This window comes from Microbacterium sp. Soil_N32 (assembly GCF_057655505.1).
This window is the reverse complement of sequence record NZ_JBDGME010000018.1, coordinates 1-23,702: the sequence shown is the minus strand read 5'-3', so window position 1 is coordinate 23,702 and position 23,702 is coordinate 1. Positions and strand designations below refer to the sequence as shown.

30 protein-coding genes are annotated in these 23,702 nt (G+C 67.2%); 16 read left to right on the top strand and 14 right to left on the bottom strand.

The window, feature by feature from the left end; genetic code table 11:
• Positions 1-6: 6 nt before the first annotated feature.
• The 10 genes from trxB to AC3A3J_RS06350 all read left to right on the top strand — a co-directional run bounded on the left by trxB (position 7) and on the right by AC3A3J_RS06350 (position 7,685).
• Positions 7-993, top strand: a complete 987-nt coding sequence (gene trxB / locus AC3A3J_RS06395) for a thioredoxin-disulfide reductase (RefSeq protein ID WP_016465422.1) — start codon at positions 7-9, stop codon at positions 991-993.
• Positions 990-1,316 (top strand): thioredoxin, encoded by a 327-nt coding sequence (gene trxA / locus AC3A3J_RS06390; protein WP_016465421.1) that lies wholly within the window; start codon positions 990-992, stop codon positions 1,314-1,316. The genes trxB and trxA overlap by 4 nt, the downstream gene beginning before the upstream one ends.
• Complete coding sequence (arsB, locus tag AC3A3J_RS06385) at positions 1,313-2,410, top strand: ACR3 family arsenite efflux transporter (RefSeq protein ID WP_016465420.1); 1,098 nt, start codon at positions 1,313-1,315, stop codon at positions 2,408-2,410. Before trxA ends, arsB begins: the two co-directional genes overlap by 4 nt.
• Positions 2,407-3,405: a metalloregulator ArsR/SmtB family transcription factor gene (locus tag AC3A3J_RS06380; RefSeq protein ID WP_487671484.1), complete on the top strand. Its 999-nt coding sequence runs from the start codon at positions 2,407-2,409 to the stop codon at positions 3,403-3,405. Before arsB ends, AC3A3J_RS06380 begins: the two co-directional genes overlap by 4 nt.
• A 22-nt stretch (positions 3,406-3,427) precedes the next feature.
• A complete protein-coding gene (locus AC3A3J_RS06375) occupies positions 3,428-3,838 on the top strand; it encodes an arsenate reductase ArsC (RefSeq protein WP_016465418.1) in 411 nt (136 codons plus the stop codon).
• 95 nt (positions 3,839-3,933) lie between these two features.
• Positions 3,934-4,293, top strand: a complete 360-nt coding sequence (gene cmtR / locus AC3A3J_RS06370) for a Cd(II)/Pb(II)-sensing metalloregulatory transcriptional regulator CmtR (protein ID WP_016465417.1) — start codon at positions 3,934-3,936, stop codon at positions 4,291-4,293.
• A complete protein-coding gene (locus tag AC3A3J_RS06365; protein ID WP_487671483.1) occupies positions 4,290-6,203 on the top strand; it encodes a heavy metal translocating P-type ATPase in 1,914 nt (637 codons plus the stop codon). The genes cmtR and AC3A3J_RS06365 overlap by 4 nt, the downstream gene beginning before the upstream one ends.
• Complete coding sequence (gene lspA, locus AC3A3J_RS06360) at positions 6,200-6,760, top strand: signal peptidase II (protein ID WP_016465415.1); 561 nt, start codon at positions 6,200-6,202, stop codon at positions 6,758-6,760. The genes AC3A3J_RS06365 and lspA overlap by 4 nt, the downstream gene beginning before the upstream one ends.
• Before the next feature lie 2 nt (positions 6,761-6,762).
• Positions 6,763-7,071 (top strand): hypothetical protein, encoded by a 309-nt coding sequence (locus AC3A3J_RS06355; RefSeq protein WP_436970512.1) that lies wholly within the window; start codon positions 6,763-6,765, stop codon positions 7,069-7,071.
• 149 nt (positions 7,072-7,220) lie between these two features.
• Positions 7,221-7,685 carry a hypothetical protein gene (locus tag AC3A3J_RS06350; RefSeq protein ID WP_487671482.1) on the top strand — a complete coding sequence of 155 codons (465 nt, stop codon included), beginning with the start codon at positions 7,221-7,223 and terminating at the stop codon, positions 7,683-7,685.
• Positions 7,686-7,689: 4 nt separating this feature from the next.
• Here AC3A3J_RS06350 and AC3A3J_RS06345 read toward each other — a convergent pair whose 3' ends face one another.
• The 6 genes from AC3A3J_RS06345 to AC3A3J_RS06320 all read right to left on the bottom strand — a co-directional run bounded on the left by AC3A3J_RS06345 (position 7,690) and on the right by AC3A3J_RS06320 (position 11,879).
• On the bottom strand, positions 7,690-8,286 hold the full coding sequence (locus AC3A3J_RS06345) for a recombinase family protein (protein WP_295791447.1): 597 nt from the start codon (positions 8,284-8,286) through the stop codon (positions 7,690-7,692).
• 234 nt (positions 8,287-8,520) lie between these two features.
• Complete coding sequence (gene crcB, locus AC3A3J_RS06340; protein WP_137751081.1) at positions 8,521-8,892, bottom strand: fluoride efflux transporter CrcB; 372 nt, start codon at positions 8,890-8,892, stop codon at positions 8,521-8,523.
• On the bottom strand, positions 8,889-9,392 hold the full coding sequence (locus tag AC3A3J_RS06335; protein ID WP_181405609.1) for a CrcB family protein: 504 nt from the start codon (positions 9,390-9,392) through the stop codon (positions 8,889-8,891). Before AC3A3J_RS06335 ends, crcB begins: the two co-directional genes overlap by 4 nt.
• Positions 9,389-10,135, bottom strand: coding sequence for a 2,3-bisphosphoglycerate-dependent phosphoglycerate mutase (locus AC3A3J_RS06330; protein WP_487671481.1), 747 nt, complete (start codon positions 10,133-10,135; stop codon positions 9,389-9,391). Before AC3A3J_RS06330 ends, AC3A3J_RS06335 begins: the two co-directional genes overlap by 4 nt.
• Complete coding sequence (locus tag AC3A3J_RS06325) at positions 10,132-10,638, bottom strand: universal stress protein (protein ID WP_487671480.1); 507 nt, start codon at positions 10,636-10,638, stop codon at positions 10,132-10,134. Before AC3A3J_RS06325 ends, AC3A3J_RS06330 begins: the two co-directional genes overlap by 4 nt.
• 311 nt (positions 10,639-10,949) lie before the next feature.
• Positions 10,950-11,879 carry a LysR substrate-binding domain-containing protein gene (locus AC3A3J_RS06320; protein ID WP_487671479.1) on the bottom strand — a complete coding sequence of 310 codons (930 nt, stop codon included), beginning with the start codon at positions 11,877-11,879 and terminating at the stop codon, positions 10,950-10,952.
• A 63-nt stretch (positions 11,880-11,942) separates the two neighbouring features.
• On the opposite strand from AC3A3J_RS06320, the gene AC3A3J_RS06315 reads away from it, so the two are divergent.
• Both AC3A3J_RS06315 and AC3A3J_RS06310 read left to right on the top strand, forming a co-directional pair.
• Complete coding sequence (locus tag AC3A3J_RS06315; RefSeq protein WP_267626607.1) at positions 11,943-13,106, top strand: TDT family transporter; 1,164 nt, start codon at positions 11,943-11,945, stop codon at positions 13,104-13,106.
• Positions 13,028-13,675: a uracil-DNA glycosylase family protein gene (locus AC3A3J_RS06310; RefSeq protein WP_487671478.1), complete on the top strand. Its 648-nt coding sequence runs from the start codon at positions 13,028-13,030 to the stop codon at positions 13,673-13,675. The genes AC3A3J_RS06315 and AC3A3J_RS06310 overlap by 79 nt, the downstream gene beginning before the upstream one ends.
• Positions 13,676-14,061: 386 nt before the next feature.
• Here the strand turns inward: AC3A3J_RS06310 and AC3A3J_RS06305 are convergent, their stop codons facing one another.
• From AC3A3J_RS06305 to AC3A3J_RS06285, 5 genes are all read right to left on the bottom strand, one after another.
• The gene (locus tag AC3A3J_RS06305; RefSeq protein WP_487671477.1) at positions 14,062-14,235 is read right to left on the bottom strand and encodes a hypothetical protein; all 174 of its coding nucleotides are present in this window, start codon (positions 14,233-14,235) and stop codon (positions 14,062-14,064) included.
• Between the two features lie 240 nt (positions 14,236-14,475).
• A complete protein-coding gene (locus AC3A3J_RS06300; protein WP_487671476.1) occupies positions 14,476-15,321 on the bottom strand; it encodes a F510_1955 family glycosylhydrolase in 846 nt (281 codons plus the stop codon).
• Positions 15,322-15,466: 145 nt separating this feature from the next.
• Complete coding sequence (locus AC3A3J_RS06295) at positions 15,467-16,063, bottom strand: DUF305 domain-containing protein (protein WP_025105230.1); 597 nt, start codon at positions 16,061-16,063, stop codon at positions 15,467-15,469.
• 88 nt (positions 16,064-16,151) lie between these two features.
• Complete coding sequence (locus tag AC3A3J_RS06290; protein WP_487671475.1) at positions 16,152-16,634, bottom strand: hypothetical protein; 483 nt, start codon at positions 16,632-16,634, stop codon at positions 16,152-16,154.
• 43 nt (positions 16,635-16,677) lie between these two features.
• Entirely contained in the window at positions 16,678-18,606 is a 1,929-nt protein-coding gene (locus tag AC3A3J_RS06285; protein WP_487671474.1) for a heavy metal translocating P-type ATPase, read from the bottom strand.
• A gap of 39 nt (positions 18,607-18,645) precedes the next feature.
• On the opposite strand from AC3A3J_RS06285, the gene AC3A3J_RS06280 reads away from it, so the two are divergent.
• On the top strand, positions 18,646-18,768 hold the full coding sequence (locus AC3A3J_RS06280; RefSeq protein ID WP_487671473.1) for a hypothetical protein: 123 nt from the start codon (positions 18,646-18,648) through the stop codon (positions 18,766-18,768).
• 159 nt (positions 18,769-18,927) lie between these two features.
• On the opposite strand, the gene AC3A3J_RS06275 is transcribed toward AC3A3J_RS06280, so the two are convergent.
• Together AC3A3J_RS06275 and AC3A3J_RS06270 are read right to left on the bottom strand one after the other, a co-directional pair.
• Entirely contained in the window at positions 18,928-19,251 is a 324-nt protein-coding gene (locus AC3A3J_RS06275; protein WP_487671472.1) for a heavy-metal-associated domain-containing protein, read from the bottom strand.
• Between the two features lie 26 nt (positions 19,252-19,277).
• On the bottom strand, positions 19,278-19,559 hold the full coding sequence (locus tag AC3A3J_RS06270) for a metal-sensitive transcriptional regulator (RefSeq protein WP_025105234.1): 282 nt from the start codon (positions 19,557-19,559) through the stop codon (positions 19,278-19,280).
• 239 nt (positions 19,560-19,798) lie between these two features.
• Between AC3A3J_RS06270 and AC3A3J_RS06265 the strand changes: the two genes are divergently transcribed.
• The 3 genes from AC3A3J_RS06265 to AC3A3J_RS06255 all read left to right on the top strand — a co-directional run bounded on the left by AC3A3J_RS06265 (position 19,799) and on the right by AC3A3J_RS06255 (position 21,571).
• A complete protein-coding gene (locus AC3A3J_RS06265) occupies positions 19,799-20,254 on the top strand; it encodes an SOS response-associated peptidase family protein (protein ID WP_487671471.1) in 456 nt (151 codons plus the stop codon).
• Between the two features lie 11 nt (positions 20,255-20,265).
• Complete coding sequence (locus tag AC3A3J_RS06260; RefSeq protein WP_487671470.1) at positions 20,266-20,415, top strand: hypothetical protein; 150 nt, start codon at positions 20,266-20,268, stop codon at positions 20,413-20,415.
• Positions 20,416-21,064: 649 nt separating this feature from the next.
• Positions 21,065-21,571: a hypothetical protein gene (locus AC3A3J_RS06255; RefSeq protein WP_487671469.1), complete on the top strand. Its 507-nt coding sequence runs from the start codon at positions 21,065-21,067 to the stop codon at positions 21,569-21,571.
• A gap of 11 nt (positions 21,572-21,582) precedes the next feature.
• Here AC3A3J_RS06255 and AC3A3J_RS06250 read toward each other — a convergent pair whose 3' ends face one another.
• The gene (locus AC3A3J_RS06250) at positions 21,583-22,461 is read right to left on the bottom strand and encodes a hypothetical protein (RefSeq protein ID WP_487671468.1); all 879 of its coding nucleotides are present in this window, start codon (positions 22,459-22,461) and stop codon (positions 21,583-21,585) included.
• Positions 22,462-23,702 lie beyond the last annotated feature (1,241 nt).

Below are 23,702 nucleotides of genomic sequence, written 5' to 3'. Positions count from 1 at the left end.
AGAAGCATGTCGATTCAAGAGGTTGAGCTGGTCATCGTCGGGTCCGGCCCTGCGGGGTTCACCGCTGCGATCTACGCGGCCCGTGCGAACCTGGCGCCCGTGGTGATCGCCGGCTCCGTGACGACCGGTGGCGCACTGATGACCACGACCGAGGTGGAGAACTTCCCCGGCTTCGTCGACCCGGTCAACGGCCCGGAACTGATGGAGTCGATGCGTCAGCAGGCCGAGCGCTTCGGTGCCCGCATCCTCCTCGATGACGCGATCCGCGTCGACCTCGAGGGACCGATCAAGGTCATCGAGACGGGTGCAGGGGAGGCCTTCCACGCCCGCGCGGTGATCCTCGCGATGGGGTCGGCGTACCGCAAGCTCGGCCTCGCGGACGAGGAGCGCCTCACTGGCCGCGGAGTGTCCTGGTGCGCCACCTGCGATGGGTTCTTCTTCCGCGAGCAGGAGATCCTCGTCGTCGGCGGAGGCGACTCCGCGATGGAGGAGGCCCTGTTCCTCACCCGCTTCGCCTCCAAGGTGACGATCGTGCACCGCCGCGACGAGTTCCGGGCATCGAAGATCATGGCGCAGCGCGTTCTCGACCACCCGAAGATCGAGGTCGCCTGGAACAGCGAAGTCGCACGCCTCAACGGCGCCGAGAAGCTCGAGTCCGTCACGCTTCGCGACACCGTCACCGGCGCCGAGCGCGACCTGCCCGCGACGGGGCTCTTCGTGGCCATCGGCCACGACCCCCGCTCCGAGCTCGTCACCGGAACGGTCGACACCGACGCCGCCGGCTTCGTACTCGTCGATCACCCCTCGACCCGCACGAACCTCTCCGGCGTCTTCGCCGCCGGCGACCTCGTCGACCACACCTACCGGCAGGCGATCACCGCCGCCGGCACAGGTTGCGCCGCAGCGCAGGACGCCCAGCACTTCCTCGCCGCCTTCGAGAACGCGACCGCGCCTCTGGACGCCCTGACCGAGACCGAGGAGGTCTTCGCATGAGCACGCTCACCGCCGTCACCGACGCGACGTTCCAGGACGAGGTCCTCGGCTCCGACCTCCCCGTCGTGGTGGATATCTGGGCCACGTGGTGCGGGCCGTGCCGGCAGGTCGCCCCGCTGCTCGAGCAGCTCGCTGCCGAGTACGAGGGGCGCGTGAAGATCGTCAAGGTCGACGCCGACCAGAACCCCGAGACAGTGATCGCCGCCGGCGTCACCTCCATCCCCACTCTCGGCTTCTACCGCGACGGCACACGCACGGACATCCTCATCGGCGCGCACCCGAAGCCTGTCATCGCCGAGAAGATCGAAGGACTGCTCGCATGACCACCGCAACCACCACCCCTGCCCGGGCCGCAACCCGGCGGCTCTCCACACTGGACAGGTGGCTGCCGCTGTGGATCGGGCTCGCCATGGTCGCGGGTCTGCTTCTGGGGCGGTTCGTGCCGGCGCTGTCGGATCTGCTCGGCCGGATGGAGGTCGGCGGCATCTCGGTGCCGATCGGGCTAGGACTGCTGGTGATGATGTACCCGGTGCTGGCGAAGGTCCGCTACGACCGGATCGCCGCCGTCACGGGAGACAAGAAGCTCCTGATCTCCTCGCTGGTGCTGAACTGGCTGGTCGGCCCGGCCGTGATGTTCGCATTGGCCTGGATCTTCCTGCCCGACCTGCCCGAGTACCGCACCGGACTGATCATCGTCGGGCTCGCCCGCTGCATCGCGATGGTCGTGATCTGGAACGACCTCGCCTGCGGCGACCGTGAGGCGACCGCCGTACTGGTCGCGATCAACTCGGTGTTCCAGGTGGTCGCGTTCTCGCTGCTGGGCTGGTTCTACCTGACCGTGCTGCCCGGGTGGCTCGGGCTGGACACCCAGGGGCTGGAGATCTCGGTCTGGCAGATCGCGCTGAACGTGCTCGTCTTCCTCGGCGTGCCGCTGGTCGCCGGCTTCGCGTCCCGGTGGATCGGCGAGCGGCGCCGCGGCCGCGACTGGTACGAGGAGAAGTTCCTGCCCGTGATCGGACCGTGGGCGCTGTACGGGCTGCTGTTCACCATCGTGCTGCTGTTCGCTCTGCAAGGAAAGCAGGTGACGTCCCATCCCCTGGATGTCGCGCGCATCGCCATCCCGCTGCTGGCGTACTTCGCGATCATGTGGTTCACCGGCATCCTCACCGGCAAGGCACTCGGGCTGAACTATGCCCGCTCCACCTCGCTGGCCTTCACTGCAGCGGGCAACAACTTCGAACTCGCGATCGCCGTCGCCATCGGCACCTTCGGCGCCGCCTCCGGCCAGGCCCTCGCCGGCGTGGTCGGCCCGCTCATCGAAGTGCCCGTCCTGGTCGGGCTCGTCTACGTCTCACTCTGGGCGGCCCGAGCCTGGTTCCACACCGATCCGTACACCGGCGAAAGGATCACCTCATGAACCTCACCCTCACCGGCACGGCCGACGCCTGCAGCCCGGTCGCCACGCACGCCATCGGCCAGGAGGCCGCCGGCACGGTGGCCGCGACCCTGAAGGCACTCGCCGACCCGCTGCGACTGCGGATGCTCTCTGCGATCGCCTCGGACCCGCGCGGCGAGTCCTGCGTCTGCGACCTCGCCGAGCTCGCAGACGTGTCACAGCCGACCGTGTCGCACCACCTGAAGGTGCTCAAGGACGTCGACGTGCTCACCTCGGAACGCCGCGGGACATGGGTCTGGTATCGCATCAACCCGAGCCGCCGCAGCGCCGTCACCGCCCTGCTGGACTCCTTCGCCCCGGCGACCATGACGGCGCCCAGCGAGGACGGGAACAGCGAAGATCGCGACATCCGCCCAGACTTCGACATCCGGATCACCCACCTCGCCGACGAACTCGCCGCCGAGATCCCCGAGCTCGCCCCGGAGACTGTGCTGAGCATCGTGCGTGAGTCCTACACGTCGCTGGCCCGTACCGCGAAAGTCACCGGCGCGCTCGTCCCTCTCACCGAACGCTTCGCCAGGCAACGACTCGCAGACATCACCAGAGACCGCAACCACTCCGTCCCGCAAGTGCTCTTCGTCTGCGTCGCCAACGCCGGCCGCTCCCAGCTCGCCGCGGCCCTGGTCAACCAGATCGCCGGCGGCAAATTCATCGCCCGCTCCGCCGGATCCAGCCCCGCCGAGATCATCCACCCCCACGTGCGCTCGATCCTCGCCGAGATCGAAGGCGATGCCGCGGCCGCGCGCTTCCCGAAGCCCCTCACCGATGACGCCGTCCGCGCCGCCGACGTCGTCATCACCATGGGCTGCGGCGACGTCTGCCCCATCATCCCCGGGGTTCGCTACGACGACTGGGCGGTCGGGGACCCCGCCCTCGCCTCGCGCGAAGGCGTCGAAGCCATCCGTGACGACATCGAAGGTCGCGTCCGTGCCCTCGTCAACGAACTCACCCACTGACCCATCCCTCACAGGAGCCACCATGATCGACACCACCGCACCCAAGCCCTCCGTCCTCTTCGTCTGCGTACACAACGCCGGCCGCTCGCAGATGGCCGCCGGATTCCTGCGCGACCGCGCAGGCGATCGCATCGAAGTGCGTTCCGCCGGGTCCATGCCAGCCGACCAGATCAACCCCGTCGCCGTCGAGGCCATGGGCGAGCTCGGGATCGACATCACCGCCGAGCAGCCCAAGGTCCTCACCACCGAAGCGGTGCAGGCCTCCGACGTCGTCATCACCATGGGCTGCGGCGATGCGTGCCCGTTCTTCCCCGGCAAGCGCTACGAGGACTGGAAGCTCGACGACCCGGCCGGGCAGGGCATCGACGCCGTCCGTCCGATCCGCGACGAGATCCGCACCCGCATCGAACAGTTGGTCAGCGAACTCGTCTGAGCGACTCCGATTGCCGTGCACTGTCCCCGGGACCTCGTCTCTCCGTCGACAGCCTCCTTGCCTCGTAAGTTCAGCAAGCACTGTATAATCAGTGCATGCTGACTATTGCTTCTCGCCTCGACGTCATGAACCGGCTCGGCCGGGCCATGGCGGACCCGACGCGTTCCCGGATCCTGATGACCTTGCTCGGCGGCCCGAGCTATCCGGCCGTGCTGTCGCGCGAGTTGGAGCTGACCCGCTCGAACGTCTCGAACCACCTGACCTGTCTGCGCGACTGCGGCATCGTGGTCGCCGAGCCTGAGGGGCGGCAGACGCGCTACGAGATCGCCGACCCGCACCTCGCGGCGGCGCTCACCGCACTGGTGGACGTGACGCTTGCTGTCGACGAGCACGCTCCCTGCGTGGACTCTTCGTGCACCGTGCCGGGCTGCTGCGGGACGGGAGCAGGCGAGTGAGCGCGGCGTGCGGCTGCGAGCACGACGAGCCCGAGACTGTCATAGGCGATGAAGCCGAGGAGGCGGAGCGCCCCTGGTGGCGGGACCGCGGGATCATGGTCCCGGTCTTCTCCGGCGTCGCCTTCCTCACCGGCCTGGCGCTGGAGTGGTCCGGGATGGAGATCCCGGCACTGGTGGCGTTCTGGATCGGTCTGCTGCTGGGCGCGTCGACGTTCACCCCGGGCGCGATCCGGAAGCTGTTCAAGGGCAAGCTCGGCATCGGCCTGCTGATGACCATCAGCGCCGTCGGCGCGGTGATCCTCGGCTACGTCGAGGAGGCCGCCGCCCTGGCGTTCCTGTACTCGATCGCCGAGGCGCTGGAGGACAAGGCGATGGACCGTGCTCGCGGCGGGCTCCGGGCGCTGCTCAAGCTCGTCCCGGAGACCGCGACCGTCCGCCGCGACGGCGTCTCGGTGGAGGTCGCCGCGAAGGACCTGACTGTCGGTCAGTTGATGCTGGTGCGGCCGGGCGAGCGGATCGCGACCGACGGCGTCGTCCGCACGGGACGTTCCAGCCTGGATACGTCCGCGATCACGGGGGAGTCGATCCCGGTCGAGGTCGAGCCCGGCGATGCCGTGTCGGCGGGTGCGATCAACACCGCGGGGGCGCTGGAGGTCGAGACGACCGCGGCCGGCACGGACAACTCGCTGACCACGATCGTCGACCTGGTGGAGAAGGCGCAGGCGGAGAAGGGAGACCGCGCCCGTCTCGCCGACCGCATTGCCCGCCCGCTCGTGCCCGGCGTGCTGATCCTCGCCGCTCTCGTCGCGATCATCGGGTCGCTGCTCGGCGACCCGGAGCTGTGGATCACCCGCGCACTCGTCGTGCTGGTCGCGGCATCGCCCTGCGCGCTGGCGATCTCGGTCCCGCTGACCGTGGTGGCCGCCATCGGGTCGGCGAGCAAGTTCGGCGTGATCATCAAGTCCGGGGCCGTGTTCGAGCGGTTCGGCGTGATCCGCCACGTCGCGGTCGACAAGACCGGCACCCTGACCCGCAACGAGCCCGCCGTCACCGCGGTGCTCACCGCCGACGGCGTGACCGAGGCGCAGGCGCTGGCGTGGGCGGCGTCGTTGGAGCAGCACAGCACCCACCCCCTCGCGGCCGCGATCACCGCTGCAGCGCCTGAGGCCCCTGCAGCCGAGGGCGTGACCGAGCAGGCAGGTCACGGCATCGAAGGCGAGCTCGACGGCGCGCGGATCACGGTCGGCAGCCCGCGTTGGCTCGACGCCGGATTCCTCGGCGACCAGGTCGCGGGGCTGGAGGAGCAGGGCATGACGGTCGTGATCGTCCACCGCGACGGCGAGCCGGTCGCCGCGATCGGCGTCCGCGACGAGCTGCGCCCGGAGGTCCCCGAGGTCGTCCGTACCCTCGCCGCGCAGGGCATCGGGGTCACGATGCTCACCGGCGACAACGCTCGCACCGCCCGCGCCCTCGCCGCCCAAGCGGGGATCGAGGACGTCCGCGCCGAACTGCGCCCGGAGGACAAGGCCGCTGCGATCGCAGAGCTCGGTGCGAAGGGCTCGGTCGCGATGATCGGCGACGGCATCAACGACGCCCCCGCCCTGGCCGCTGCCGATATCGGCATCGCGATGGGCGCGACCGGCTCCGATGCCGCGATCGAGTCCGCCGACGTGGCCTTCACCGGCCACGACCTGCGGCTGCTGCCGCGCGCGTTCGACCACGCCCGCCGCGGACGGCACATCATCAACCAGAACATCATCCTGTCGCTGCTGATCATCAGCGCCCTGCTCCCGCTCGCCCTCTTCGGCGTCCTCGGCCTCGCCGCCGTGGTGCTCGTGCACGAGATCGCCGAGGTCGTCGTGATCCTCAACGGTCTGCGCGCCGCCCGGACCCGGAAGACCATCGCGTGACCGTGCAGGACGTCGCCGCGACAGTCGGCGAAGACCGTACGGGCCCACGGCCGCAGGCGAGGAGAGCCCTTGGCTTCACCTTGGTCGTGGCCGTGCTCGCTGTGGTGCTCGACCAGGCCTCGAAGGCCCTCGCCGTGGCACAGCTGGCCCCTGGGGAACGGATCCCGCTGGTCGGGGACCTGTTCGGCCTGTCCCTGGTCTACAACCCCGGAGCCGCGTTCTCGCTCGGCTCCGGGGCCACCTGGATCATCACCCTCATCGGCGTACTCGCCTCCGCCGCGGTGGTCATCTTCGCCATTCGGCTGCGCGGTGCCCGCTGGGGCCTCGCGCTGGGGCTGGTCCTCGGCGGCGCGGTCGGCAACCTCATCGACCGAATCATGAACCCGCCCGCGTTCGGCCGCGGCCACGTCACCGACTTCCTCGCCTACGGCGACCTCTTCGTCGGGAACGTCGCCGACGTCTTCGTCGTGATTGGGGTCGGACTCGTCTGCCTGAACCTCCTCCTGCCGAACGCTCGCACGATGACCAACAGCGAGAGAACGGAAAGCGCCTCGTGAAAGTGGAATTGCTGCACATCGTCGACTGCCCCAACACGGACATCGCCGAAGCCAACGCACGCGCGGCGCTCGACGCTCTCGGGCTCGGGGGCGTCGCCGTCGAGCTGGTGACGATCCACACCGAGGCCGAAGCGGCAAGCCTCGGGTTCGGAGGATCGCCCACGCTCCTGGCCGACGGCGTCGACCTATTCCCGACATCTCCTGTACAGGCACTTGCGTGCCGCGTCTACACAACGGAGAACGGGTTCGCTGGGGCACCAACCACGTCCCAGATCGAACGGGCGATCCGAGCATTGCCCGAGCAGGCGTAACCGGCGGACACGATCATCACCTGGTCAACATGGAGCCCACCAAGCCGTGGTGCGAATACTGCCTCCCGAAATACTGCTCTCCACCGACAGACCGACGAGCTTATCCAGGAGTACGTCGAGCATTCTGGTCCTGGGCGATAGTCCATGTCATGCACGAGACCGGCATGCGGCAGGAAGAAGTCTCGGGGCTCACGGCAACCGCTTTGTTCACCTACGAAGCATCGACAGGCGAGAAGATGCTCTTGCTACAGGTTGTCCCGTCGAAATCCGATCGAGAACGCGTGCTCCTCGTTTCACCCGAGCTTGCGCACGTCCTCGCTCGTCTCAGACAACGCGCCCGCGGAGACGAGCATCAGGTTCCGCTGGTGATCCGCTACGACTCGCTCGAGCGAGAGTTCTCCCCACCGCTGCCGTTTCTCTTCCAGTGGAAAGACGGCGATGTTCGCCGCGTGTTTTCGCCCGCCGCATTCAAGAACTTCGACGCGTACCCGGTGCAAGCGGCCGGCCTCGATGCCCCCGAGACGCGACTGACTGCCCACGACTTCAGGCCGCGAGGGGGACCTGATCTTCGACGTGAAGTCGAAGGATCCGCCACCGCTCGAGGCCGTCCATGAGCCGCTACATCGCTGCGCTCTCGCGGACCGCGTGGGCCTGCTGGTGGCGGTAGAGCGTTGCGCGACTCCACCCGACGAGACGAGCAGCGTCCTCAGCGGTGCGACCACGCGCCCGCGCGTCCGCGGCGATCGCGAGCTTGTCCGCGATTACGACCGGATCTGACAGGGGCCGGCCGAACCGGGTCCCGTTTGCTCGGGCGGCCGCGATGCCGGCGTTGACCCGTTCGACGATGAGCTCCCGTTCGTACTCCGCGAGCGTGGCGAGCATGTTCAGCATCAGCCGGCCCGTCGACGTCGACGGATCGATGCCATCCGAAATAGACCGCACCTGCACACCGCGCTCGCGCAGCAGGTTCACGGTATTCAGCACATCAATCAGGGAGCGGCCAAGACGATCGACTCGCCACACGACCACGGTGTCGCCGTCCTCGGCGTACTCGAGGAGCTTTTTCATCCCGGCCCGCTCGATCGCGGTCTTGCTCCCCGAGGTGACGTCCGCGAAGACGTCGCGCTTCTGCACCCCGGCGGCGACGAGCGCATCAAGCTGCAACTGCGCATCCTGACTCGACGTACTCACACGCGTATACCCCAGAAGCCTCACAACCTCATTCTGACTCGGAAAAACCCTCCGCGCCCCCTTCTGAGACAAAACGCGGCAAGACGTCTTTTCAAGACGGCTGACGTCCCGAGAACTCGAACCCGATGAGCGCGGAACGACCGCAGGACGGCTTGTCTCAGAAAGCTACAGCTACCTGAGACGCTTCCTTTCGGGTCGAGCCAGCTACACAGCAGCTCCCGCGACGCAAGAGTTGTGAACGGTGAAGGGTGACGACGGTCATAGTGCGCCGCCGAGAAGGATGCCGACGGTCGCTGCGGAGACGGAGACGACGAGCATCCCGAGTCCGTTCACGGCGGCAGCGGTCAGCCGGCCGCTTCGGGCGAGTCGAACGGTCTCGAAGCTGGCCGTGCTGAAGGTGGTGTACCCGCCCATTACCCCGGTGCCGAGCACTGCGACCGGTTCCGCACCGAGGTGGCTTGCCGCTCCGACGATGACGCCGAGCAGCAGGGACCCGGTGATGTTGATCGTCAGGGTTCCGGCGGGGAGGCGGAATTGCCGGCCGGTGTTGATTAGGCCGTCAAGGAGGAACCGGGCGGCAGCGCCGACACCACCGCCGACAGCGATGAGAAGGACCAGGAGCGCGCTCATGCGGGTACCGTCCGCGGGCGCATCGAGGAGGCGGCCATGAGGCCGCCCGCGGTCGCGATCGCGCCGGACACCACGGTCAGAAGTGCGTAGCCGGTGCCGGCGAGGCCGTGTCCGTCGAGGAAGAGTGCGGCGGTCGCTTCTGCGAGGGCGCTGTAGGTGGTGAAGCCGCCCAGCACCCCGGTTCCCAGGAGCAGCCGCAGGGTGCGGCGGTGACCGTGATCGGGTCCGCGGCGCGCGAGTGCCTCCAGGAGCAGGCCGAGCAGCAGCGCGCCGACAATATTGATCCAGAAGATGGACCAGCTCACCCCATCGACAGCGGGGAACATCTCGGCGACGATCTCGCGTACCGCGGTACCGATGGCGCCGCCTAGAGCGACCAGCGAGAGGTAGCGCCAACGCAGGTGGATCGGACGCGTTGCCGCCGACGGTGCGGGGGTATAGACGTCGGGGTCGGGTGGGAGCTGATCATCGGGCATCGAGGTGTCCGTGGGGGTGTTCATGTCCCGCCTTCTGCCGCGACGAGTGCTGCGGCGTCGTGTGCTGCCGGATCGAGGTAGGCCCCGCCTCGGGGCGTGAGCGTGTTGTCTGCGTCGTCCATCCGGTAGAGCAGGGGCTGTCCTGTGGGGAGGTTGAGGTCGGCGAGCTCTGCATCGGAGAGGTCGTCGATGACGGCGCAGAGGGCGCGCCAGGAGTTGCCGTGCGCGACGATGAGCACGCTCTGCCCTGACTGCAACGCGGGAAGAAGCCGTGTCCGCACCACGGGCGTGAGGCGGTCGATGACATCCATCAGCGCCTCCGTCCGCCGGACCGCCGCTTCGGGGAGTCCGCGCAGTGCGGGTGTTTGTCGCAGAGCTCTCCAGTGGTCACCTGACATTTCCGGTGGTCGACCGTCCCGCGACCGACGCATGTGTGTGTACTGGTTGTCGCCGAGCTCGGCGCGGGCCTCTGCTTTGGTGCGTCCGGTGAGGGCGCCGTAGTTGCGTTCGTTGAACTCCCACATCGCGGTGGTGGGGGCACCCGTGCCGAGAGTGTCTCGAACAAGGTCAGCGGTGTGGACAGCGCGCTGCAGCGTCGATGTGAAAATCAGATCCGGCATCACGCGGTGAGTCCGCAGCAGGAGCCCGGCCTGCCGGGCCTGCTGGATACCGCGGGCGGTGAGCTGCACGTCGAGCAACCCCGTGAAGATCCCGGCCTGGTTCGCGGTGCTCTCGCCGTGTCGGAGGAGCGCGAGGGTCCCGGTCATGACGGATCCGATGGTGAGTGGTGGTCGAACCCGACTGGGTCTGTCGGCACGACCAGCACCGGCCGGCGCTGGTGACGGGTGAGTCGCGCAGCGACGCTGCCGTTGAACAACTCCGCCAGCCGATGCCACCCGGTGTTCGTACCCACCACGATCATCACGGCGTCACGTTCGTCGGCGACCGTGGCGAAGGCTCGGACAGGATCCCCGACTTTCGTCAGCACTTCGACCTCGACCGATCGGGCCGCAGCAATCGCATCGATTGCCGCGCGGTCGGAATCCGAGATGCTCTGCGGGTCCCTGTCTATGGAGTCCGGGTCAAGCGGCTCGATGATTGCGGAGCCGTCCGCACGGTTCCCCAAAGACAGCAGCCCCGCATCGACGGTGACGCACACCACCGGTACGGCGAACCGTTCGGCTACCTGCGCCGCAACATGCATGACGTCACGCACGTGACCCGGTTGTACACCGGCGACGACTGCGCCAGGCGGCGTCGATTCTGCCATTACATCTCCCTATCTCAGGCGCGCGTAAGCACGACCAGCTGAGATAGGGACTGTTGTCGACGAGTGTCGAAGTTGGGTCCGGCAAGCCCCACTGCCGGGTCCGAAGACATCACCAGTATGCACCCACCCGGCCCACCTCACATAGAGGAATATCAATGCCGCACACCGTCGACGAGTCGCCCGAGCCACCCGCCCCGGTTCCAACTGGGTACCTACGCTCGGGAGGGACCTACCCCTTTCCCTGCGCGGGCAAGCCGGCAACGTCGGACGAGCCCTCAGATTGTCCTCGCCGCTCGAGCCTGTTCCGGCTTTCAGCTGAGGAAACGAGACGCGCCGGGTCCTCGGGTGACGCTCAAGAACGCTGTCGCGGCGGGCCCGAGCCGGCCAGACCACAGTGCGCGCAGCGGGCGAATCAGAGGGGGTGCGAGCAGGGGAACTCGGACGAGCGTCCCGCCGGTGAGGTCAGCGTCGACCGTGCGCAGGCTCATCACCGCCGGTGCGATACCGGCACGCGCGTTCGCTCGGATGATGCCCGTTGTGTCCAGCACCGCCGCCGGCGGAGAAAGGCGCAGCCCCGCATCAGCGAGCCAGGTTTCCAATGTGGCGCGTGTTCCAGAGCCTTCCTCGCGCAACAGCAGGGGGGTGTCGGCCAGTTCTCTCGCGGTGACGCCGGGAACGTGTGCCCACGGATGGTGCGGCGCGACGACGACCGCGAGCTCGTCCACAGCGACCACCACCGAGGAGACGTCCGGTGCGTCGATGGGGGTCTCGACGAAGCCGAGATCTGCCGCACCGGAGCGGACCAGGTCCGTCACGGCGGCGGAGTTACCGGCGAGCAACCGCACGCTCACATCGGGTGCAGCGTCCCGGTGCACCAGCAGCCAACCGGGCATCAGCATCTCCGCGATCGTCTGTGACGCGGCCACGACGAGGGCACCACCAGGCTCCCTGAGCGCAACGATCCCCGCCTCCAACCGTCGGGACGCCTCCAGCACCGGAACAGCCAGCCCGAGAACCACCCGGCCCACATCGGTGAGCTGCGAACCGGATGCCGTCCGGTGCACGAGAGGCTGACCGGTCGCCCGCTCCGCAACGCGCAAGCGCGCAGACACTGCCTGCTGCGTCACCCCCAGCGCCTCGGCGGCGCGGGTCAACGAACCGGTCTCCGCGATGCCCGCGAGAACCTCGAGAGTGTCCAGGTCCAAGGTCCGGTCCGTCAACCGCCGCGTCTTCACAAACACTTATTGTGCCCTGCCAAAACGATCGCCGTTCCGAAAGAAGCCGATGCCGCTCAGGCTGGAACCATGCCTTCCCTGCTTGCTGAGTCCGCACCCGCCCGCACGCGTGTCACGACGGATACCCGCAAGCGCTTCTTCCGCGAGTTGGAGGGACCGGCGCAGATCGTGTCGAACCTGACACCGAACTGGTTCGCATCCATCATGGGAACAGGGATCGTCGCCGTCGCCGCAGCCTCGCTCCCGCTGCAGTTCCCCGGCCTTCGCACCGCAGCGACCGTCGTGTGGGCGATCGCCGCTGTTCTGCTAGTTGCGCTCACAGTAGCCACGGGTCTGCACTGGACCCGGTACCGGCACGTCGCCAAGAACCACCACCTGCACCCGGTCATCTCGCACTTCTACGGCGCTCCGCCGATGGCGTTTCTCACTGTCGGTGCGGGCACCCTTCTCCTCGGAAAAGACTGGATCGGGTTACCCGCCGCGGTCGCCGTCGACTGGGTGCTCTGGGTCATCGGTACCGTCGGCGGGCTCCTCACCGCGGCGCTGGTGCCGTATCTGGCATTCACTCGACACGAGAACAAGCCCGACTCCGCGTTCGGCGGGTGGTTGATGCCGGTCGTCCCCCCCATGGTGTCCGCCTCCACCGGCGCACTGTTGCTGCCCTACACCCCCGCCGGACAAGCGCGAGAAACGCTGCTGTGGGCGTGCTACGGGTTCTTCGGGCTCAGCCTGATCGCCTCGCTGGTGGTCATCACCCTGATCTGGAACCGCCTCGCGCAGCACAAAATCGGTACCGCCGCGATGGTCCCGACCCTTTGGATCGTTCTCGGCCCCGTGGGGCAGTCGATCACCGCCGTGAACCTCCTCGCAACGAACGCCTCCACCGCCGTCGACGCGAGCACGACCCACGCGCTACTCATCGTCGCTCTCGTATACGGTTTCGCGATGCTCGGCTTCGCGCTGCTGTGGACCGTTATCGCCCTTGCCATCACCATCCGCACCGCCCGCGAGCACCTCCCGTTCAGCCTGACCTGGTGGTCTTTCACCTTCCCCGTCGGCACCTGCGTCACCGGGCTGAACGGCCTCGCCCTGCACTCCGGGCTCACCGCTGTTGGGGCCCTCGCCGTGATCTACTACGTCGGCCTGGTCGCGGCATGGATTACCGTCGCCGTTCGCACCTTCCACGGCTCCGTCATCCGCGGAACCCTCCTCGCACCGCCGCGTCCAGCATGAAAACTCTCGACGTGCCCGCAGACGTCCACACGCTCAACGCTCTCGCCGAAACCTGGCGGACAGCACCCGATGGCACACGGCGGTTCGTGCCCAACTTCGATCCACTCTCCGGCGGCACCACCAGCCGGGTTCTGGTTCTCATGCAATCCCCCGGCCCGCAGACGATCGCCGCCGGAGAAAACGCGGTCTGCAGTGAGGACAACCCCGGCCCAACCGCGCGCGCGTTTCGAGCAGCCCGCATCACCTCCGGGCTCGCTCGAAGCGACTACCTCCGGTGGAACCTCATCCCCTGGGCGACACGGAGCCCGGTCCGCGCATCGGAGATCGAGCTGGGCCGCCGTGCGCTGGGCGAACTACTCCCACTCCTCCCCGCGCTTGAGACAGTGGTCACCTACGGCGCCGTCGCCCTCAACGGGATCATGCGCCACCTCACACTCGATGACAACGCACGCCTCGTTCACGTCATAGCCGCTCCGCACCCCTCGCCCGCAAACGGCCATCACCGCTCCGAACAAGCAGAACGCTCCGTACGAGCACTCCGACTCGCTACGCGCCCACGAACCCCCTGAACGGCATCGCGAGATGCGCGAATCGCACCACGCCCAAGCAATCCAGCGCTCGCCTCACCGTCTTCGTCATCGGAAGCTGACCGGCGCCATCGAGCGATCAGAGAACGCCGCCATCAGGCGAGCAACCCCACACGTTCCTCGGCGTGTCGCACTTGCGGCAGGTAACTTTCATCAGGCCACCGAAATCGATCGTTATCGGCGGGGCTGGTCTGGCCCTGGTCGCGGCTGATTCCGCTCGGCGCGAAGCTGAGCTTCTACTCGGTCTCGCGCTCTCCGTTCGGTGCGGTCCGCTCGCAGGATCGATCGGATGACGAACCAGAAGAGCCCGGCGATCCCTATCGTGGGAATGATGGACCAGATGGCGTTAACCCAGTAGTTGTCGAGAGTCATGCGTTGTTCCTTGGTGGTTCCCGCCAGATGAGGGCGGCTCCGATGATGGCGAGAATGACCGCTGTTTCGGAGCTCCCGACGGTGTAGGTCCAGAACGAACTCGCGGAGCTCGTCAGGTCGATGGTGAAGTGGGTGGCGAACAACACAGCCGCCAGCAAGACGATAAGCATCCCGAGCTGCACGAGCCGACGATGCCGCTGGAGGGGAGATCGTCGGGCCGAGAGGCGGTTACCCGTGGGCTGTTTGGTCCGGCGTGGGGTGAGGTGGTGGAGGTTCACGAGAACATCGCTCCGATGAGGAAGAAGCTGCCGATAGCGAGCAGGACAGCGAGAACGGTGGCACCGGCGATGAAGACGGACATGTGCCGGAAGGGGTTGCGCCGTTGAATCATGGTCGGGATCTTTCGCGCGTCATCGGGCCGGTGCCAGGACTGTGGTTGTGTCGGGCGTGATCTCGACTATGCCTCTGTCGTCGACGACGAGGAACCGGTCCTCTGCGAGGGCTGTGAAGGCTTGCGCGGCGCCCTGGAGGCGTTCGAGGCTCTCCCAGGTGCCATCGGGCTGCTGTACCCAGAGGGCACTGTCGGTTCCTATCCCGGCTAGCGTCCCGTCCGGTTGTGCGTCGAGGGTGTAGAGCAGCGGGGCGTCGGGGACGGGGGTGAAGGTCGCGCCGTTGTCGGTGCTGAGGAGGAGGCCTTCTTCCGCTGCCGCGTAGACACCGTTGTCGGTTGCGGCGAGATCCGCGGCCGAGAGGGCGGCCCCCGTCGACCAAGTGTCGCCGTTGTCGGCGCTGATGAGCACATCGACGCTGTCGGAGGCGATTCCGAAGAGGGTGCCGTCGGGTGCGGCTGTGAGGGTGTGGAAGTCAGTCGTGCCGTTGAGGGCGATCGGCGACCAGGATTCGCCGTAGTCGTCGCTGCGGATGATGCCGAGGTTCGGGGCGCCGAGGTCGGGCGGCGTCTGGGTACCCGGGTGCCCGGAGGCGAACAGCACGTCGTCGTGGACGGTGAAACCCATCGCGTCGAAGTCGTGGCCTCCGATCGGACCGCTGACGCCGCCTTCAGATGTGAGGGTGAAGATCCCTCCGTGCGTGGCGACGAGGTAGTTCTTTCCACGAGGGTCGGGGGCGATTCCGTGGATGTGCTCGATGACGGGGGGCGCGGCACCGGTGGGGGCGAGCTGTGGTGCGGCGCAGCCGGTGAGGGTCAGGATCGCTGCGGTGAGCGAGAGGGCGGACAGGGGTGTGCGGCGGTTCATGGAACTCCGAAGTAGCAGCGGGATGCGGCTGAGACGCACCCCCAGAGGGTGAGGATGGCGCGGGGTCGCACGCGCGCCCCGTGATGTCGAGCGATGTCGAGTGACGCCGTGGGGCGCGGGTAGATGCCGCGCCCCACGGGTCGGGTCACAGAGTGGCGAGGATGTCTTCCATCTCGGAGATCTCGCTGGTCTGCGCGTCGATGATCGTCTCGGCCAGCGCGACGGCGTCACTGTTCTGGCCGTTGTCGACTTCCTCCTGCGCCATCTCCACGGCGCCCTGGTGGTGCTGGATCATCTGCTCCAGGAACAGACGCCCGGCGTCTGAGCCGGAGGCGTCCTCGAGGGCCTGCATGTCGTCCTCGGACATCATGCCGTCGCCGTGATCCATGCCCTCCATGCTGGAGGTGTCCGCACCCCACTCTTCGAGCCACTGATCCATCTTCTGGATCTCGGGCTCCTGGGCGGCCTTGATCTTCTCTGCAAGCGCGACGACACGCTCGTCGACGCCGTCCTTGCTCAGCAGCATGTCGGACATCTCGATCGCCTGGGCGTGGTGTTCCTTCATCATGCTCGCGAACATGATGTCGGCATCGTTGGCGTCCGCGGAGGCGGGGGCGGAGCTGCTGCTGCCGCCGTGGTTCATGCCTTCCATGTCACCGCCGGAGGTGGTGCCGGCGCACCCGACGAGGGCGAGCAGGGCGGTGAGGGTGACTGCGGCGGATGCCGCGAAACGGGTCTTCATGATGTTTCTCTCCAAGAGTCGGTGATGAAGCGCCCAGCAAGGATGCTGAGCGCAAGGGCAGTGCCGGCAAGACGCGGCACGCCGGTGATCACGTACGACTGATGCAGAGAACGGTGAGCGAAGGCGGCTTGAAAAAGTGCAGAGCTCCGTGAGTCCGGGCCGGCGTCGTGGGCTGTGCGAGCGCGTGGATCAGCTGACGCCACCACCCGGCGGGGCGTGCGAGCAGGACGACGGCGACGAGGAGGGCGAGCACGCACGCCATCCACGCCATCCCGTGATCGTCCGAGCACGTCGCACACCCCGTGTCCGCAGCCGCAGAACCCGGAGCCGACTGTGGAAGGTGAGTGCCTGCGCGGTCGCTACCGGCCGTGTGGCCGGTGCTGGCAGCGGCGAGGTCGCTATGTCCGACAGCGACCGTGTCACCGTGCCCGGAGGTCATCGCGTGCGTGTTCATCGAGTGCATCGCCAGGAGCCCGCAGATGACCGCGACCGCGACGGCGACGACCGTGAGGAGGGTGCGGGTGAGTGAGCGCTGGTCGTGCACGCGCCGCGCGACTGTGATCAACACCACTCCACCCCCTTTCCTCCAGGGTACGTCGCCGCCGCGACAACGCCTACCTGGTGATGACCGCTTCTGGGGCGAGGTCCGTTCGTCGCAGCAGCTGCGCGTTCAGCGCGACCACGATCGTGGACAGCGACATCAGCACCGCTCCGACCGACATCGGCAGCACGAACCCGATCGGGGCGAGCACGCCGGCCGCGAGGGGGACGGAGAGGAGGTTGTAGCCGGCCGCCCACCACAGGTTCTGCTTCATCTTGCGGTAGCTGGCGCGGGACAGCTCGATCACCGACAGCACCGATCGGGGATCGTCGCTGGCGAGGATGACCCCGGCGGACGCGATCGCGACGTCCGTGCCCGCACCGATCGCGATACCCACGTCTGCCTGCGCGAGCGCGGGTGCGTCGTTCACCCCATCACCCACCATCGCCACCGAGCGGCCCTCGCTCTGCAGCTCCTTAACCTTCGACGCCTTGTGTTCTGGGCGCACCCCGGCGAAGAACCGGTCGATGCCGAGATTCGCCGCCACGGACGCCGCGACAGCCTCCGCATCACCGGTGATCATGACCACCTGTACGTTCCTCTCATGCAGCGCTCGGATTGCCTCCCGGGACTCCGGACGGATCTCATCGGCCAATCGCAGGGCGCCGGCAACCGTGCCGTCGATGAGGACGTGCAGGATGATCGCGCCGTCCTTGCGCCATTGATCTGCCGCACCCAGCTCGCTCGCGTGCTCCTGCTCGAGCATGTACGGGCCACCGACCTGCACGGTACGGCCGTCGACGCGGGCCTTGACCCCCACCGCCGGCGAGGACTCGAAGTCCTGCGACGCCGCGACAGTCAGGCTCTTCGCCTTCGCGGCGTTGACGATTGCACGAGCGAGAGGATGCTCCGAATCGGCCTCGGCCGCGGCAGCGAGGGCGAGCAGCTCGTCCGCGCTCAGGGAGCCTGCCGGTTCGATGGCGGTGACCGCGGGGGCGCCCTTGGTCAGTGTGCCGGTCTTGTCGAACAGCACCGTGTCCACGGTGCGCATGCTCTCCAGCGCGAGACGATCCTTCACCAGGACACCAGCCCTGGCGGCACGTTCGGTCGCGATGGACACGACGAGCGGGATCGCGAGACCGAGCGCGTGCGGGCAGGCGATCACCAGCACCGTGATCGTCCGAACCACGGCCTGATCGGGAAGTCCGACGAGCGTCCACACGATCGCGGTGATGACACCGGCACCGAGGGCAAACCAGAACAACCACCCCGCGGCGCGGTCCGCGAGGCGCTGCGCCCGCGACGACGAACTCTGCGCCTCCGTCACCAGCTTCTGAATGCCCGCCAGCGCAGTGTTCTCCCCGACCGCGGTGATCTCCACCCGGACACCGGAGTCAGTGGCAACCGTGCCCGCGATCACCTGATCGCCGTCGGCGCGGCGCACCGGACGGGACTCACCCGTGATCATCGACTCGTCCATGCTCGCCGACCCCTGCACGATCCGCCCATCGGCGGGAACGCGACCGCCGGGGCGGACCACGACGACGTCCCTGACCTGCAGATCGGACGGGGCCACTGTGACGGTGGCATCGCCCTCGACCTTCTCCGCCTCGTCGGGCAAGAGGGCGGCAAGGGAGTCGAGCGCGGACGTGGTCTGCGCGAGCGAACGCATCTCGATCCAGTGCCCGAGCAGCATGATGACGATCAGGAGCGCCAGTTCCCACCAGAAGTCGAGCTCGTGGTGCAGCAGGCCGACGCTCGCGCCCCACGAGGCAAGGAACGCGACCGTGATCGCCAGGGCGATGAGCAGCATCATTCCGGGCTTGCGGGAACGCAGCTCACTGACTGCGCCCGTGAGGAACGGGGCGCCACCCCAGACATACATCACCGTGCCGAGAACAGGCGAGATCCACATCACCCATGCCGCATCGGGTAGCGAATACCCGAGCAGCATGGAGAACATCATCGAGAACGCGACCACCGGAACAGCCAGCACGAGCATGATCCAGAACAGCCGCCGGAACTGCCCGACATGATCACCGTGACCCCCGTGCCCCCCATGGCCGCCGTGGCCCGCATGGCCGCCATATGGGGCATGCCCGTCGTGCTGCGCGTGACCTGCGTGCGGGTCGTGTCCGGCATGCGGGTCGTGGCCTGCATGTGAAGCGGGTGCCGCGTGATCTGCTCGGGACTCGTGAGCCACCGTCGGCGGTGGCCCCTCGGCATGCTGTCCGTGGTGGTGCATAGAGGTGTGATCCTGCTGGCTCACGATGAGCCTCCTTCGCTTCAGATGCGTGCAGAGTCGGGTGGAGAGACCCGCCGGTCAGCTGGGCTGAGGCGCGAGCGTGTATCCCGCTTCCTCGACGGCGGCCTTGATGAGCGACGGATCAACCGCCACTGCGCTGTGAATCGTCACACGCGAGGTCGCCCCGGCGTTCAGGGAAACGGTCACGCTCTCGACACCGTCAACGGACGATAATTCGTCGGTCACGCTGGACACGCAATGTGAGCACGTCATCCCGTCAACGAAGACGTCCTGGGCGAGAGCCGACTGACTCGTCTCCCCGGCCACCGCATCAGTCGGGGACGCGCAGCACGCGCACCCTGCGTTGGCGTCCTTCAACCCGAGTTCGATGCGTTCGGTCATTATGCGATCCTCCAGATCTCAGATGGTCAGGAACGGACGAGACGAGCGATAGCGTCATTCGCTTCACGGATCTTCTCCGCCGCAACCTCGCCACCTTCGGCACTAGCCTCCGCGACGCAGTGGCTCAAGTGATCGCCCAGCAGCGAGAGCGCGACCGTCTCCAGAGCCCTCGTCGCCGCGGACACCTGCGTGAGGATGTCGATGCAGTACTTGTCCTCATCAACCATTCGAGCGATCCCCCGCACCTGACCCTCGACACGACGCAGACGCTGCTGCAACGCCTCCTTGTTGCCCTCGTATCCATTCACCCTCTAAGTGTACCCCCCGGGGGTATGTGGCGGGGTGTAAGCGTCAGACCTGGGCGCCGAGCGCCACAAGTGGGGGCTGACTCGGCCACCACGCGGACTTCTCCACCCGCCCGGCCACGGGACTCACCAAAAACGCCTGCCGCAACCCCATTCCGGAGACCGTTAGTGGTGACCTCGGGCTGCTCCCTGACAGAACTACGCCGTAAACGATCGTTTTCGGCAGGCCTCTGCTTAGTGCGGTGAAGCTCGCTCAAGGATTCTGGGCTCCCGCCTTCTCTGCCGCACGCTGCATCGTTCCGATGCGCGGTCACTTCGAGTGGACGGGCGACAAGACGCCGAAGACTCCGCACTTCCTGCACGGAGACGGGCTGCTCTCGGCCGCAGGTCTCACTTGGTCGATGGAACTCCCAAATGGCGAGAAGTCGCGCTGCTTCGTCGTCATCACCCGCGAGGCGCGCGACGCCAGCGGCGAGGTGCACGACCGGATGCCCGCGTTCTTCACGCCCGACACCTGGGATGCTTGGCTCACGCCCGAGAAGCTCGCTGGCGACCGCAAGGCTGAGACCCTGGCGATGCTCGAGCACACCTCGAGCGACGTCGCCTCCACCATTCGAGAGCACATCGTCGACCGCAAGGTCAGCAATAGCCGTACTGTCGACCCGACCGACCCCACTCTGCTGGAGCCAGTCGCCTGAACGGAGCCACCGTGACCGATCACCACGAGAACGCCCGTCTCGCACGCCCGCAGGAGATCCGCACCGGCATGGAAGCTCTGCACGCGGACGCACTCGCAGAGCGTGACGGCAAGGTCTTCACAACCGAGGAGACAGGCGGAGCGTCGAAGGAACAGAGCTGACTCGCACCGGCGCGGGGTCATAAGCCTCACCGCCCACGAGGTGCTTATGACCCCGCGCTGAACATCCGCGTGATTCCGCGGATTTCGTGCGCTCACATGCGCTCGATTGCTGGGGCATTCCGACGGAGACCCCCAGCAATCGAGCGGAACTGAGCGGTCCCGCGCTGCCCTCTACTGCAGCTCGCGTCGGCTTCTCCGCCGACCCTTCTTCCGCTTCGGCAACGGTCCCGACGGACGCGGATCCGCCGCCCGTGAGAGCGGGTCAACGTACCCGCGCCGATTCGCTGGCACCCAGCCTTCGGGTGTGTGATCACGGGACGCGTGCTTTCCGTCCAACGCCGACTCGCGCCTGATCCCGCGGTCGCGGCCCTCACGGGCCTGACGCTCTCTCTCGAGGCGCGACCTCTCCCGCGAACGGCGGGCTTCCGCCTGAGCGCGCTCGGCTGGTCTCATCGATGAACCCGTGCTCGACTCCTGCACAGGGTGCTTCTTCCCGTCGCCGACGCGAAGCCTGATGCTCGCGGCGTTCTTCGCCTTCCAGTTCGAACCCGGCTCGAAGTGCTGCGCCTGTCCCATATCGCGAGCCTACTGACGGCGTCCGACGCGCCACCTGCGGCCTGTCGCCTCCCCCGACCCCAAGGAGACCCCCGTGACCCTCATCTACGGCACCACGCCCCTTGGCACCGACGAACTCGTCGCGCTGCGTCGCACGATCAACGACAACGAGGCCGCGTTCTCCGCGCTGCGCTCGATCCACAGCCGCGACCAGCGCCGGCTGGCGAGCGAGTACGACGCCCTCGTGGCCGCCCAGCGACCGACGTATCCCACCGAGGAGCAGCTGCGCGCGCTGAACATGATCGCCACGATGGTGCGCGGAGACGTCGCGTACGGAGACCACCTCGGCGCTCCCCGTGAGGTCGACCGTCAAGCCGGGTGCGAACTGCCGAAATCGGTGTCGTTCTCCTCGTCCGCACACCGGATCAACATCTACGCCAAGGCGCCGTATCGCGCTATGTCCACCCTCCACGCCTGGGCGTTCTCGGAGGACGACCTTCAGGCGTTCCGAGACGAGCTGAAGCAGCGCTCCCTCCGGATCGCATCCGAATGGACCCACGAGGACGGCGTCGCCTTCCAGGTGTTCGACGCCCGGGTGTAGGCGGAGGTTCCTCAGCGAGCAGTCGCGTATCTCTGCTCGACCAGACCCATCGCCTCCTGCAAGGTGTTCCAGGCCGCGTCAACCGCGCGCTGAGTCACGCCGAGATCGGCGCTGAACCGGGCGAACAGGGAGCCCTTGGACGACCCGTCGGCGATCCGCTCCATCGATGAGTTGTTGACCGTCCCTCCGTATGAGGGGTGCGAAAGACCGCTCAGAGTCCGCCACGTGCTCGCGGCGTACTCGCCGGGGATCGCGATCCAGTCCGGCCCAGCGGGGACCGTGCACACCGCTCGTATCATGTGCACCCACGGGGCCTGCTTCTTCTTCACAATCGAGTGGGAGACGGAGAAGGCGTCGGCGATCTCCCAGATCTTGGCGACGTGCCGGGCGTAGCGCTCCGCGATCTTCGCCTCCTCACGACTGAGTTCGTCGACGTCGTAGCCGCCCATCGCTTTCACGGTGGCCACGTCTTCGTTCTTGAGATCCCGGCTGTGAAGCGTGTCTGACCACCTCGTGCGCAGCATCCGGATGATCCGCTCGGTGCGATCGTCTGGCCCGAGAAGCCATTTCACGAGCGCCGACGCTTCGAGGATGGACCGCAGAAGCGGGTAGTGCGCGAACAGCGGCATCGACAGTCGATCCCCTGGCAGGAGAAGTCCGCAGAGTGCTCGCATGTTGTCCGCTGCCATCAGCAACGTCGCATTCACGAGGTGGCTGCTGGTCATCCAGGCCGTGGCCAGGTCATCGCCGGCCATGTCTGAGCCGAGCGCCGGCACGGTCGGCAGCCGCTCGTGCCGGTTCAACAGGAGTGGCGCTTGATCGATCCGCCTGCGGATCTCAGCGGCCTGCCGCAGCTCATCCTCATCTGTCACCTCGAACGGCCCAGCCATCCCGCCCCCTCACTCTCGGCTCCACCGTAGACCCCGCCATGGTCGGGACGGACGGCCGAGCACCCCTCTCCCAGATTCGGCGTCATGTCCGCGTGTCGCCGCCGCCGCCCGCTCAGGCGCTGGGAACGCAATCTCACCCGCTCAGCCTGTTCTTACTTCCCTGTCTGGCCCTTTTCCGACGATAAGACCACTTATCGCAACTATCCGGCGCAGCCCCGTCTCACTTCAAGGGTCCGGCCTGTAGGCCCCGATAATTCCAGTTATCCGGACTATCTGCGCCGAGTCCCTCTTGCTGGGTTTGAGAGCGAGTCGGCCCGATACAGGCGCGGCAGCATTTAGACGCTCGAGCCCCTCCATGTAATCGTTCCACTGCGCCCGAGCGCCTCGCGGCGTCGCGTCACGGTCGCCTCTCATGCGACGGCTCTTGCTAGCCAACGCAGCATCCGTCGTTCCGTAAGCGCGACACGCGGTGAACTTCGCGTTCCTGTTCAAGTACGAATGAAACTGTCCCGCGAATGGGTGGCCGCTGCTTATTTCCCACGCTCGCGCTCGACCCCGCCTAAGTTCCTGGTATGACACATGATCCAACCGCGAGCGGCTTCGTGGAGCCGGGCGGACTGCATCCCGACACGCGCATACCTGTGCCTGATCTTGACAGGTTTCCGAGCGGGTGGGCTCTTGCGGGAGAACTCGCCTTGGGGGACCGTGTGTTCACCGCCACCGGCGGCACAGCTTTGATTGCCGGCACGTCGCACGTTCAGTGCAGAGACGTGCGGAAGATCTCGTTCTCGGACCGACAGACGATTCGATGCGGACCAGGTCAGGAGTTCGATGCGCAATCTCCCGCGCAGCGCGTTCGTGACGGAAAGCCCGGCGAGGGCGGAAGAGCTCGTCGGCGCCGACTGACCGAAGACCGAGATGCGTTCGCTACGCTCGCGGGGCAATCGGCACCGGGTGAACTTATCACCGTTCCTGACCTCCGCCGCCTGACCGGAATCGAAGCGACGCCACTTCTTGAGACACTCTCAGCGGCGGGAGTCGTGCGAACTCGAGTGCGGCGCCGAATCATCTCGGATCAGGTGCGACGCCGCAGCATGATGGTTAACAGGCTCTTCACGAACGAGGGTGTAGCGCGGGCCTGAAGCCTCCGGCCTCGAGCAGCGATCTTGCGGCGTAGTGCGTGAGGTTCCGGAAGCCGAGGGCGGAGCCCCGGAGGTGCTCGAGGCGGCCGTTGATCGCCT